12 protein-coding genes are annotated in these 12,348 nt (G+C 46.8%); 4 read left to right on the forward strand and 8 right to left on the reverse strand.

Translation table 11 applies throughout. The features are described 5' to 3' along the window. Window positions 1–21: 21 nt before the first annotated feature. The 8 genes from ASG89_RS20045 to ASG89_RS20075 form a co-directional block, all read right to left on the reverse strand. Window positions 22–1,101, reverse strand: a complete 1,080-nt coding sequence (locus ASG89_RS20045; RefSeq protein WP_057312854.1) for a hypothetical protein — start codon at window positions 1,099–1,101, stop codon at window positions 22–24. Between the two features lie 2 nt (window positions 1,102–1,103). Then, window positions 1,104–1,847, reverse strand: coding sequence for a hypothetical protein (locus ASG89_RS20050; RefSeq protein WP_057312855.1), 744 nt, complete (start codon window positions 1,845–1,847; stop codon window positions 1,104–1,106). Next, window positions 1,848–2,561, reverse strand: coding sequence for an ABC transporter ATP-binding protein (locus ASG89_RS20055; RefSeq protein WP_057312856.1), 714 nt, complete (start codon window positions 2,559–2,561; stop codon window positions 1,848–1,850). Window positions 2,562–2,564: 3 nt separating this feature from the next. Continuing rightward, window positions 2,565–2,942 (reverse strand): GntR family transcriptional regulator, encoded by a 378-nt coding sequence (locus tag ASG89_RS20060; RefSeq protein ID WP_063868034.1) that lies wholly within the window; start codon window positions 2,940–2,942, stop codon window positions 2,565–2,567. A gap of 721 nt (window positions 2,943–3,663) precedes the next feature. Next, window positions 3,664–3,813 carry a hypothetical protein gene (locus tag ASG89_RS36510; protein ID WP_157276733.1) on the reverse strand — a complete coding sequence of 50 codons (150 nt, stop codon included), beginning with the start codon at window positions 3,811–3,813 and terminating at the stop codon, window positions 3,664–3,666. Between the two features lie 213 nt (window positions 3,814–4,026). Beyond that, entirely contained in the window at window positions 4,027–5,910 is a 1,884-nt protein-coding gene (locus tag ASG89_RS20065) for a carbohydrate-binding domain-containing protein (protein ID WP_057312857.1), read from the reverse strand. A 32-nt stretch (window positions 5,911–5,942) separates the two neighbouring features. Next, entirely contained in the window at window positions 5,943–6,623 is a 681-nt protein-coding gene (locus ASG89_RS20070) for a DUF4956 domain-containing protein (protein ID WP_057312858.1), read from the reverse strand. Further along, window positions 6,620–7,357 carry a polyphosphate polymerase domain-containing protein gene (locus ASG89_RS20075; protein ID WP_057312859.1) on the reverse strand — a complete coding sequence of 246 codons (738 nt, stop codon included), beginning with the start codon at window positions 7,355–7,357 and terminating at the stop codon, window positions 6,620–6,622. Before ASG89_RS20075 ends, ASG89_RS20070 begins: the two co-directional genes overlap by 4 nt. Window positions 7,358–7,640: 283 nt before the next feature. Between ASG89_RS20075 and ASG89_RS20080 the strand changes: the two genes are divergently transcribed. The 4 genes from ASG89_RS20080 to ASG89_RS20095 all read left to right on the forward strand — a co-directional run bounded on the left by ASG89_RS20080 (window position 7,641) and on the right by ASG89_RS20095 (window position 12,346). Continuing rightward, entirely contained in the window at window positions 7,641–9,056 is a 1,416-nt protein-coding gene (locus ASG89_RS20080; protein WP_057312860.1) for an RNA-guided endonuclease InsQ/TnpB family protein, read from the forward strand. Window positions 9,057–9,209: 153 nt separating this feature from the next. Further along, window positions 9,210–9,890 (forward strand): response regulator transcription factor, encoded by a 681-nt coding sequence (locus ASG89_RS20085; protein ID WP_057312861.1) that lies wholly within the window; start codon window positions 9,210–9,212, stop codon window positions 9,888–9,890. Beyond that, entirely contained in the window at window positions 9,890–11,158 is a 1,269-nt protein-coding gene (locus tag ASG89_RS20090) for a sensor histidine kinase (RefSeq protein WP_057312862.1), read from the forward strand. The genes ASG89_RS20085 and ASG89_RS20090 overlap by 1 nt, the downstream gene beginning before the upstream one ends. Window positions 11,159–11,671: 513 nt before the next feature. Continuing rightward, entirely contained in the window at window positions 11,672–12,346 is a 675-nt protein-coding gene (locus tag ASG89_RS20095; protein WP_057312863.1) for a response regulator transcription factor, read from the forward strand. The last annotated feature ends 2 nt before the right edge of the window (window positions 12,347–12,348 follow it).

The raw sequence follows: 12,348 nt of genomic DNA on the forward strand, positions 1-12,348 counted from the left end.
GCATGGGACCTCCTTCTAGATTTAGTTAGCTTGAAAAATTATATTGCCCGATGCCATCTTAGCATTTATTTTCTTTGACCCTTTGCCCAAGACACCCTTCATGCTGGTTTCATATTCATTGTTGGTACCCTTTTGGATAGATAAAGGAAGCAAGGATTGAATACGTCCCGCACTCATCTCAGCATCTAACGTATACCCCTCATCCTTGGACAAAATGAATGTTGTATTACCGCCATTGTCTGACACAACTTGGATGTCACCCTGGATATGGTCGAATTTCATATCGGAACCATGTCCTACAACAGATACAGAGCCCTTCAATTCACGAAAGAATACAGATCCGTATTTCGCATTTCCTGTGACTTCGCCTGTAATATCAGTTAAATCCGTGTGACCTGATTGGTGATCGAGGACCAGATTACCTAGCGTATGATCAAGATTGGCTGTACTAGATCGGTTAACTAGATCAACATTCCCTTTAATGTCGGCCATATATAGACTTCCATAGGAGGATTTCACTTTGAGATCTCCCTTTACATTAACAATCTCCATCAGCCCACTTGTAGAAGTAGCCGTGACATTCCCGTTAATCCCGCTAATTCGCACAGCGCCATCTTCATTCTGAATCGACGACTTCATCGCATCGGGGATAGCAAGTACATAATCAATGGAGACATAGTCAGGATCAATGGACTTTCCATTTGCTGTCGTAACAAACGTTAGTTGCCCATTCTGGAGCTCTTGCTCTACCTTAACAGCGTCTCGTCTGCGATTAGCCCCTTCTGTATTCGCTGCGGTTACTGTCACCGTAGCCTGTAACCGAATCGTTGACGTCTCTGAACGTTGTACGGAGATTTTGCCTCTACGACCTGATAGCAGTACTTCCTTAATCTCTGGCTTGTTAATTTCCGATTGAAGCTGCGCGGTTGCCGTTACAGCTCTCCTCTCGCCGATATAAGCATCTGTTCTCTCTTCATTGACGAATTGCTCAATAAACACTTGGAAAACATCTTCCTTGCGGATAAACACGTCGAGTATCGAGAGTAGGAACAGCATCACGACGGAGATGAGAAGAATACTTCTTTTTTGCCGGAAAAACATCCTCACACCTCCACTTCTTTCTCGAAAATAAACCCATTCAGCGCAATTAATCCTACACAGAGTAAACCAAGCACAATAAAGGGTCCTGAATGCAAGAAAGCCATATCTGACTCTTTATTTCCAATCACAATCTCAGGTGTCCAGATCAGTAGGTCGGACAACAGTGGACTGATACGAAGGATTAGCCAAATGATACCGAAAAAAGCGCTGAGCATCACAAGCCACTTGAACTTTGCAACTAGCTGTCCACATAAGAATGTGAACTGTACAACAATTAATAGGAACAACATCACCAAAAGGCAGATCCAGTAGAGGTTGAGCACTAGACTAATCAGGCTGGGCCCTAGCTCCGACCAATCCTCGCTTGTGCTTACTTCTTCCCACATCACACGGAGTACCAGGATTGTAAAGCTTGCTCCAATGCCTATGGACGTTGCAATCAGCAAAGACAGCACTGCCGCTAGCTTGGCTGCCAGCACCTTCCACCCTCGAATAGGCAAGGAAAGGAGGAGATAAATCGAGTTCGTTCTCCACTCTACATGGAGTTGGTAGTAGCCGGTTCCGATGGCTAAAGCAACTAGGAATAAGTACGGTACAATGAGTGTCAGCACCATCGTCGCATCCATTTGGAGTTCAGCGCTTTTGTACAAAACAATCAAATGCAGCGCAACAACAGCCACTGCAAAAAAACCGAATAAAGGGAAAATACTCTTTATTTCTTTCCTGAATAGGTTCCAGAGTGCCATCTACCCGTACACCTTCTCCCATATGTTCTCTAACGAGCAACCGTACGCCTCGCGTAAATTTTCGGTGGAGTCGAATATCGTAACCTGGCCATTCTGTAGAAAAATAACATCATCAAACATCGGCTCAGATTCATTCACCGAATGGGTGGAAAGCACAATCGTCTGCTCATCCGATTGAAACTCGCTAATAATGGAGCGGATGATTTTGGCTCTAGACGATGGGTCAATACCAGAGAACGGCTCGTCCAGCAGGATCAGCGGCACATTCCGAGACAAAGCTGCAATCAGCTTCAATCGCGCCCGCATCCCTTTGGACAGATTCCGAACCTTCTGGTTCTCATCCAGCTCCATTTTGACAAGCATATCCGCCGCTCTATCTGCCTGCCAATCCTTGTAGAACCCCGATATAAATCGCAGTGATTCCTTCACCGTCATCCACCCATACAGATTATCAATCTCAGGCAAGTATGCGACATGCTGCTTATTGTGGACATCCGGCTTCCTGCCGCCTACGAGAATCGTACCCGAAGTTGGATAGATCAGACCGGCCATCATCTTGAGCAAGGTTGATTTCCCACTCCCGTTTGGTCCCAGTAAGCCAACAATCGTGCCTCTCTTAACCTGAAGATCAATCCCGCTTATGGCTTGCTTTAACAAATACTTCTTATGAATGCCTTTGAGCTCAATCATGTACGGATTCTCTTCGCTCGACACGGTCTATCCCTCCTTGCGTTCAATATGTAAAGTCTCGCGGAGCATATGCGCCATTTCGTCTGGCTTAATGCCTAAACCGCGCATTTCTTCAATAAATTGATGGACGGCAGCTTGCGCCATTTCCGAACGAATCGAAAGGAGCATTGCTGGATCATTCTTGATAAAAGTACCTTGTCCTCGTAACGTTTCCGTCAAACCCACCCGCTCCATCTCTTGGTAAGCTCTCATCACCGTATTGGGATTAACTTGTGATATTTGTGCCCGTTCCTTGTGGGACGGAATTTTATCACCTGGCGATAGCTCGCCCCTAGCCAATGCCTTCTTTACCTCATCGACCATCTGCAAATAAATCGGTTTCGGGCTATTAAAATTAAGTTGCACCGTCCTACCCTCCTCTACACCGCAAACCAGTGCACTATTGAACTAGTGCACTATAAGGATATTTCGATCTTCGCGAATTGTCAATGACTTTTTATGGGCAGGGCATAAGAGCACGCCTCATCTAGAGGAAGGGGAACGAGAGGACACTATTTGGCCGTGAAATATGGAAAATCGACACCCAAGGGATCGTGAGTGTCCTATTTACTCGAAAAACACGAAAAAAACCAACAATTGCGCACATAGCGCACTCTAGTTCCTCACCTCGCAAAAAATGGCCGATTTTGGTTTATTAGCGCATCTCAATTCCCTTACGTAAGGGCGAAATTTGTATTGGAGGGGATCGCGGACAGTGGTGATGGGTGGGGGTGCGGATGATCGGGATGGTGGAGATGGCCGAGATGGTGGGGGTGGTGATAGTGATGGTGGGAAGATGCTGGGGCGGGTGGTGATGGGGCAGGTGGGATAGTGCTAGTGGGGATGATGGTGCGGGGATGGTGGGGGTGCAGGTTTCGAGGGAAGCGTGCCTTACATATTTGTATTAACTGGAAAATATACAGCTATTTACGAGATATTTCTTCGAAAACTCGATTTAACTGTAAAATATGAGGTTAAATCTGCCCGTTTTGTTCATATTGGATAAACTGTACAAAATTAACTGTAGGTTCTCCATCTATTCTGCGTTTGGTTGGAAAATCCTGAAATTTAACTACATAAAATCCATCTATTTGCCTCTGGAGCACAGTAGATTTACGAAATTTCCAGCCTCCAACCCATTAATCTGGCTCAGAAATCCTACTTCTACTTCTACATCTACTTCTACTTCTACTTCTACATCTACATCTACTTCTACCCCTGCCACTACTCTACTCACGCAACTCCGCTAGCAACCAACATGTCACACCTCTCGACTTACTCATTACGGGGTAAAGGCGCTTCGATTCCTTCATTGCTTTGCGTGATATCGATCGTACCTCCTGCGATAGCAGCTCCCCCTCCCCCATGAAAGAACCTAAACATGCAATAAGCTGTCCCCACATAGATGATCTACGTGAGGACAGCGCTCTAGAATTGCTATTCATTCAATTTATTGTGTTGCTCGTTGTGGGCGCTGTCCACCGCCTTGGGGTGGCATACCGCCTCCACCTCCGCCTTGTCTGCCACCACCAGGACCACCCATCATCCCGCTTCTAGCCTCGGTTACACCCGTTTCGGACAACCACGTGATCAAGGTTGCTGTCTTGAAGTCGACGACCTTCGTCCCGCCTTGGTACGTGCCGCCTTCATAAAGCCCCTTCGTTTCAGTGCCTGTTGAAGACCCGCCCGAGCTAAGGGTATACGAAGCGTCCTGCTTCAGGTTCGGTGAGCTAACGAACACCGACTGATAGTTCTTCGCTGGCGCAAAGGTGATAATTGTGTTACCTGCGCTATCTTCGAGATGAACCAGCGCACCCGCTTGCTGGGTCTTGGTGTAGGTCATTAGGACGCCGGCTTGCGTCGACTTATCAGACGTGGCCTGCGCCATGCCAGAGCTTCCCGCGGCAACGAGGAAGCCGCCCGTCATGACGAACGTACCGTCATAATCAAGGGAGCCGTTGTTGTTCTCGGTCGGTCCGTTGACCACCACCGTACCACCGCTCATCGTAATGGAGCCGTTCGAGTCCAACCCGTCGCCTTTGGAGTCGACGGATAGGAAGCCTCCGGTAATCGTCAGCATATTGCTCGAATTCGCGCCAGATGCGCCTGGTGCGCCTCCGGGTGCACCACCAAGCCCACCAACAGGAGCTGCCCCCGCTTGACCACCTGCTCCTGCTCCTGTGCCTGCTCCTGTGCCAGCTTGGCCTGCGCCTGCTCCTGCTCCGCTAGCTGCAGCTCCCGGAGCGCCGCCGCCCTCGGCGGACTCAGCATCGCCGCTGGAGATGTTCACACCGTCGTCCGTAGAGACGACATTGGTTGTACCACCCGAGATCAGCACCGCAGGCGATTCGATCCCTTCGTTACTTTGCGTGATATCAATTGTCCCACCTGCGATAGCAAGAGATACCTCGGCGTGAATGCCATCATCGCCAGCGTTGATGTGAAGATCTCCACCGCTCACATCAAGGCCGCCGCTGCTGTGCACCGCATCCTCGCCGGATTTGATCGTGAAGGATCCACCAGCAAGGCTGATATAACCTTCCTCACCCTCTTTATCGTTTGAGGTTTTGATGCCGTGTCCACCCGCATCAATGGTTAAGGTGCCTGCTTGGACAGCGACCAAGTCGCGCCCCATCACGCCATCATCAACAGCTTTAACATCCAGCGTACCTCCCGTGATTTTCAGCTTATCCTTACTGGTAATCCCTTTGTTGTAGTTCCCTTTCACGACTAGCTTCCCTGTTCCATTAATCGTTAGATCGTCTTTGCTGAAGATCGCCGAATTCGGCTCATCTGTCGCAGCATCTGGATACACATACTTTGTCCCATCAGAAACGATGTTCTCTGTTCCTTCTTGTAAAGAGATGATTGCCTTGCCCGCTTCCTCGACAAAGATTGCAGAAGATGTGCTGTTCAAAATCTCCACGCCATTTAACACTAGACGAACGACGCCTTTATCCTTCACGTTGACCGTTATTTGACCATCTGTCAATTTACCGCTCACGACATAGATTCCAGCCTTCGTAATCGCAATCTTACCGTCCTTCGCGGCTGCTCCCTCACCTTCGATCGTTGCACTTGTACCCGTTAACGAGATCTTCGTCGGATTCGCAGAAGCCCAATCGGTGTAGGCATCATCCGCCGCATACTCCACCTTCTGGATGACATCTGACGTCGTTGCTTTACCGGCTGAAGCCGTCGTTGCTGTCGTTGTTACAGTTGGTGCAGCCTCCGTAGTCGTCGAAGCTACATCTGTCGTTTCATTGCATGCTGCCAATACAACAGCGCATAGTAATAAGGCACTTGTGCCTTTCATATTCAAAGGTTTTTTCATAGAATTCTCTTCCTCTCTCTATTGCATTATTTTTAAAATTCAGCCGCTGTAGGGCTCATCGTTAATGTGATATCTAAGTTCCCATTTCTGCATCTAATGGCGTCTAGGAACTCTTTTTGACTCGTCAAATGATCAATCGTCACGACGTAAACTAACTCATATAAACTGCCTAACTCGGTTGTACGTACTTTTTTCAATTCATAGGCAATATCGAACATTTTGAAAACTTCATCAAACGCTTCTTCATATCCCAGACTCTCGGGAATCGTCACTTTCAACAGCTTCTGTGCGGCCTTCTTAGCACCAAAATTCGTCACTTTCAGAACAAACATCAATACGCACAGGATAATCGTGAAAAGTACTGCATAACCAAACGAACCAACACCGCAGGCAAGACCTGCCGCCATCGTGAACAAGACGAACGCAATATCCTTCGGATCTCCAGGAGCGCTTCGGAATCGAATGATGGAGAATGCCCCTGCAAGACTGAACGCTCTAGCAATGTTGCTACCGATTAATAGAATAATAATGGCTACGATGACAGGCAGAACAATCATGGTTAACGTGAAGCTTTGTGTGTAGTTGGTTTGTGTTTTCATATAAGTAACGCTGATCAAGGCGCCTAGTACAATGGCCGTAATAATAGTTAATAAAGCATTCATTAGCGTTAATTCTGTGCCTGCTGTGACTTGTGCAAAAATAGAATCGATCATAATTGAATCCTCTCCCCTGTAAGTTGTTCATTTCGCATCTTCTTATATTCGTTGCCGTACTTCGAGAAGCTCGTTCGAAACATGTCATGCTCCGACAGCATCTTCGATAGCCAAAGCGGGATCGTTTTCTCCGCCTTCACTTCCATCAGCCATTGCCCGCGGCCCATCAACTGCTCTCCATGATCGCCGCTTTCGAGCTTGAGATCGTACCGTCTGGAACGGATATTCGTGTCGAAGGTGATCCGCAAATCTCGGTTGTTTTTGCAAAACATCGCAATCCGGTCATATGCCAGATATACCTTCGGCTCCAGATCATAACGGCCTAAGAAATATTTAATCTCTTGGATCACTTGCTTGTTCATATATGGTTGCAATTCCGGCTCAAGCCCCGTTCGTACAAAGTCATACGACTCATTCAGCTTCAGCGCTGTTCTTCTTTTATTCACCAGGCCGAACACTTTCTTCTTCAGCTCTAGATAGACCTTCGCATCTGCATTTGGTACCCCATAAGCTCTTATCCGCAGCTTCTCTCGGTATTTCGGCTTCGCCAGCGAATTTCGAATTAATGAATCATGTTCGGTATCAAAGTAGATATTACTGATCGAATAGAATTGTTCATTCTTGTTGTAAGCGTCCATTTCCATATATTCGAGCAGTCGATTATAGATCGTATAAAAGGCTTTCGTATCCATCAAATACTTATTTTCATATCGATTAAATACTTCAATCGCCATTGTGATGCGCCTCCTTCTTGTTCAGCTTGCGTGTTGCTCGCCGCTTCCATGACTGTATCTTAGCCCCCGAACCTTTAGTGAAACTTAAATGCGAAATGAAAGTTGTTTTTTTCGTAAATCCATCTATCAATTCCGCCGTGAGGACTCCCACTTCTACAAGTGACGAGGTGTCATCGGCGACTTCCCAATTCCCCCCTAAATGTTCTTTCTATTCCCATTCATATGCGTTAAAATAACTACAGAACATTTGTTCCTGTTTGCTAAATAGACTAGAGGTGAAGTCATGTCAAAGCCAAAGTCAGTTTACAGAACCTATCAAGTATGTATTAAACCTGGACATCGGTTGTATCCTTACCTGGAGCAGGTGTGTCAGGATGCCAAGAACCTCTACAACACGACCAACTTTTATATCAGACAAGTGTTTACCGCTTTTGGGCAGAATCAACCGCTACAGCCATTACAGCAACAAGTGATGAACCTACTTCAGACGCACATCGACGCCATGAATAAACGATTGAGGGAGAAAAATCGTTCCCGTCCGTTTCAATTACCATCGCAGGAGAGTCCTTTTGTTAATTACCGCTTTTTGGACGCCTTATTCAAAGTGATGGGGCAAGTCGACTATCGAACGCTACCCACACAGAGCAGTCAAGGGGTCATGCGGGTTGTGTTTCAGAACTGGAAGTCCTTCTTCACCAGTATCCAGGACTATCGTAACCATCCGGAGAAGTACAGCGGAAAGCCACGTATTCCGGGCTACGCTCGCAGTCAAGCTAAAGAAGTGGTTTTCACGAATCAGGATTGTGTGATCAAAGAACGAAAGTATCTTAAGTTTCCGAAAACGCGATTGCAGCTTAACATCGGAAAGCTAGGTTATACCGATGGACAGTTGATGCAGGTGCGTGTTGTTCCAGGATTTGGACAATACGTGGTGGAAATGGTCTTTGCATGTCGGATTGAAGAGAGAGAATTGGATAAGGAACATGTACTAGCGATAGACCTCGGCGTCGATAATCTTGCAACCATTGTCACCTCGACCGGATCCAAACCGGTTTTGGTGAAGGGCAAGGTAGTGAAAGCCATCAATCAGTATTACAACAAAATGAGGGCTCGTTATACAGGTATTCTTCGTCAAGGTAAGCAGCCGCAAAAAGGCGTACATACTTCCCACCGTTTAGAAAGATTGCATTTGAAGCGCCATCGTAGGCTCAAAGACTTGTTCCACAAGGCGAGTTATCATATCATTAAGCTGGCTGTGGAGCAAAACATCGGCACAATCGTCATCGGGCATAACAACGGATGGAAGCAATCATCTGATATCGGGCGGCGAAATAATCAGTCCTTTTGTCATATCCCTCATCAGCTTCTCCTTTCGATGCTTCAATATAAAGCGGCTGAACAGGGAATAGCCGTCATCCTGACAGAAGAAGCCTACACCTCGAAAGCCAGTTTCTTGGATCATGATCCATTGCCGCTTTATGACGAAGAGGGTACATGGACGTTCTCGGGGAAACGGATTCATCGCGGACTGTATGAGAGTGCGAAGGGTTTGATTCATGCCGATGTCAATGGCGCAGCCAACATTATGCGAAAAGTATTCCCAAGAGCATCCGCCAAGGAAGCAAATGGGATAGAGGGGTTGGATGGTCCAAAGACCATCAATGTGTCAACTCCACTGGTGTTAAGCATCCTGAAATAAGTAAGGTTGATACACTTGAAACCCCCACTTCAACCTTAGCTTTAGCTAAAGTTAAGTGGCGGGAGTATTCATTAAAGTTGATTAAAGGTTCACAGGCTTATAATGAGCCATGCCAATTGAGAGCACCTAGAAGGCACTGAGGAGGAAACGACCATGAGAATTCTAATCGTGGAAGATGAAGTACATTTAGCTGAAGCTTTAACTCAAATTTTAAAAAAACACCATTACTCCGTTGACGTTGTTCACGATGGACAGTCCGGGCTGGATAATGCGTTAAGCGGTATATATGATCTTTTATTGCTCGACATCATGTTGCCTGAGATGGACGGGATCACGATTCTCAAGACTCTGCGTGCCAAAGGGATCTCAACACCTGTCATTTTGCTTACGGCCAAGGGGGAAATTTCAGATAAAATAGAGGGATTGGATTATGGAGCCGACGATTATGTGGCCAAACCGTTCTCAACGGAAGAGCTGCTAGCTCGGATACGCGCCGCGTTACGGCGTAAGGGTGAAGTGATACCTGAGGATGCTTTAAAGTTCGGGGACATCGAATTGCATACGGGAAATCTCAAGCTGACCTGCAAGGGGAAGGAATTGAAGTTGATTTTAAAAGAAAGCGAGCTCTTGGAGCTATTAATGACGAGAAAGCAAGCCGTAACCTCAAAGGAACAGATTATTGAGAAGCTGTGGGGCTTCGATTCTGAGGTGGAGCATAACAACGTAGAGGTTTATATTTCTTTTTTACGTAAAAAACTAACTTTCCTACACGCGGCGGTCCGTATCTCAACCCTTAGAGGCGTCGGATATGTGCTGGAGGAGGTGACTTCCTAATGTTCAACAAGCTCCGCAACCGATTTCTTATTGTAAATCTCGTAATCATTTCCTGCATTATGCTCTTATCCTTCGCTACGATTTATTTCATTACCTATCAGAACGTGCGGGCCGACATTGAAATGGAGCTGCATCGTGTAGCTGAATTCAATCTTAAACCTGACGGGAAAAAGGGAATGCCGAAGCTTGGACCTGATGGCGGGCATCGCCAGCAAGACCCTCAGGGGTACAATGATTCGTTACCTGAGCGGTCCGTTACCTTCATGCTGCAAACGGATGACCAGTGGAACATCACATCGACGAACTCCCGTTTTAACATGGACACCGCATTCTACGAAACGGCCATTAAGGAAGCTGCCTCCAGCAAGTCGGAGATCGGCCAGTTTACTCTCGATGGCAATCAATGGGCGTATATCGTGCAAAAGAATGCCTCTGGGTATAACGTTGTTTATCTCGACGTTACAGCTCAGAAGACGATCCTGACGAATCTTGTCTATACATTCACGCTCGTCGGCTTGGCGATGCTGATCGTCATCTTCTTTACGAGCCGCTATTTCGCGAATCGTTCCATAACGCCAGTTCGCGAAGCATTCCAGAAACAGAAACAATTCATTGCGGATGCTTCTCACGAGTTGAAAACACCACTAGCTGTCATCAATACCAATGCGGATGTTCTCTTAGCGAATAGCGAGGATACCATCGAAAGTCAATCAAAATGGCTGCATCGCATCAAATCTGAGACGGAACGCATGAAGACGCTCACCAATGATCTCCTCTATCTCACAGAAATGGATGATTCCAGAGTAGGTATCTTGTACAGCGAATTCAACGTGAGTGAATCTGTGGAGAGTGTTCTTCTCACAATGGAAGCCGTCGTGTTCGAGAAGGACATTACACTGGACTACGACATCCAGCCTGACTTAACCTTGCACGGCAATAGCGAGCAAATCAAGCAAGTCGTCATGATTCTTATGGACAATGCGATTAAATATACGCCACCGAAAGGGGCTATTTCGCTCACCTTCAAGAAGCATCATAGCGATACACTTCTCACGGTGACTAATACAGGTGAAGGCATCTCGCCTGAGCATGTGGAGCGGATTTTCGATCGCTTCTACCGTGCAGATCCCTCACGCTCACGTAAGCACGGCGGCTACGGGCTTGGATTAGCCATTGCCAAGTCCATCGTTGAGCAGCATAAGGGGAAAATTTATGCCAAAAGTGTGCAGCATGAGGCAACGTCGTTCTATGTGCAGCTTCCCTCTTAGCGTTATTGGAGTCGTTCATTCTCGACAGTTAGATAAGTGAATTTTTAGGAGCTAAACGGCTTAGATGCGTTTAGCTCCTTTGCGTGCTTTGCGCATACCGCTCTGCGTTTGCAATCTACCCGGAAGCCGCGATAGTCCGATATTCCCTAATTAAAACGAGGTTCCCTTGTTAAAAAGGACAATTAGTCAGATTCTGCCGAACTATCTACCAAATTTCCTTGCGAGAGGGTTGTTTAGGCCGTTTTAATTGGGCTATTTCGGACTAAATAAGAATTCATAGTGCACTCAGTGAGATTAGTTCGGCAATTCCGGACTAATTTCACCGAGAGTATGAGGACTAGCTGCCTCCACCCCCATCCTCCCCATGATGGCGTGCGTTCCACTCCTTTTCGGGGCCACATTTCATTCACGTATTTACATGTTGTGTTCCTTGTGTAGAATGGATACACAAGGTACATGCTTCATAAGTGGTGAATGAGGTAGGCTAAATGCGATCGGAAAGGAACTTTTCCTATGAATATTTTAATTATCGAAGACGATTCTAGCATTCAAATGCTGCTCAAATTAAGCCTTGAAGTGGAGGGCTTTCATCCTATCGTAGCAGGCACAGTCGCATCCAGTCTTGATGTACTCGCCTCAGAGCCTATCGATTTCATTCTGCTGGATCTCATGCTACCCGATCAGTCGGGGTTTGAGCTGCTGAAGACGCTCCAGCAAATCCATAAAGAAATCCCCGTGATTGTACTCACGGCCAAAAATGAGATGAATGATAAGATACTAGGCTTTCAGCTCGGAGCCGACGATTATTTAACCAAGCCTTTTGAGACACGAGAGCTTATTATGCGGATTCGCGCTGTCATGCGCCGTGTAACATCAGATACACCAGCACAAGGGGCTGAAGTCCTTCAAATTGGCATTATTGAAATCGATAGAAATGAGCGCTCCTTCAAGATGGCTGGCAAGCCTATTAAAACAACGAGCAAGGAGTTCGATTTTCTCTGGCTGCTGTGCAAGAATCCGAAGAAAGTTTTTACCCGCGAGCACATCCTAGACCAAGTATGGGGATTTGAATATTACGGACAGACACGGTCTGTCGATATGATGGTGAATCGTCTGCGGGAGAAAATCAAACCCCACGATCACGTGCTCGCCACAGTTCATGGTACGGGCTATAAACTGGAGGTTTAAAC

The organism is Paenibacillus sp. Soil766 (assembly GCF_001428105.1).
GTDB lineage: Bacteria > Bacillota > Bacilli > Paenibacillales > NBRC-103111 > Paenibacillus_E.

Coding starts and splice junctions, on each gene's coding strand:
- ASG89_RS20045 (WP_057312854.1), bottom strand. CDS start 1,101: ATGTTTTTCCGGCAAAAAAGAAGTATTCTTCTCATCTCCGTCGTGATG.
- ASG89_RS20050 (WP_057312855.1), bottom strand. CDS start 1,847: ATGGCACTCTGGAACCTATTCAGGAAAGAAATAAAGAGTATTTTCCCT.
- ASG89_RS20065 (WP_057312857.1), bottom strand. CDS start 5,910: ATGAAAAAACCTTTGAATATGAAAGGCACAAGTGCCTTATTACTATGC.
- ASG89_RS20070 (WP_057312858.1), bottom strand. CDS start 6,623: ATGATCGATTCTATTTTTGCACAAGTCACAGCAGGCACAGAATTAACG.
- ASG89_RS20075 (WP_057312859.1), bottom strand. CDS start 7,357: ATGGCGATTGAAGTATTTAATCGATATGAAAATAAGTATTTGATGGAT.
- ASG89_RS20080 (WP_057312860.1), top strand. CDS start 7,641: ATGTCAAAGCCAAAGTCAGTTTACAGAACCTATCAAGTATGTATTAAA.
- ASG89_RS20085 (WP_057312861.1), top strand. CDS start 9,210: ATGAGAATTCTAATCGTGGAAGATGAAGTACATTTAGCTGAAGCTTTA.
- ASG89_RS20090 (WP_057312862.1), top strand. CDS start 9,890: ATGTTCAACAAGCTCCGCAACCGATTTCTTATTGTAAATCTCGTAATC.
- ASG89_RS20095 (WP_057312863.1), top strand. CDS start 11,672: ATGAATATTTTAATTATCGAAGACGATTCTAGCATTCAAATGCTGCTC.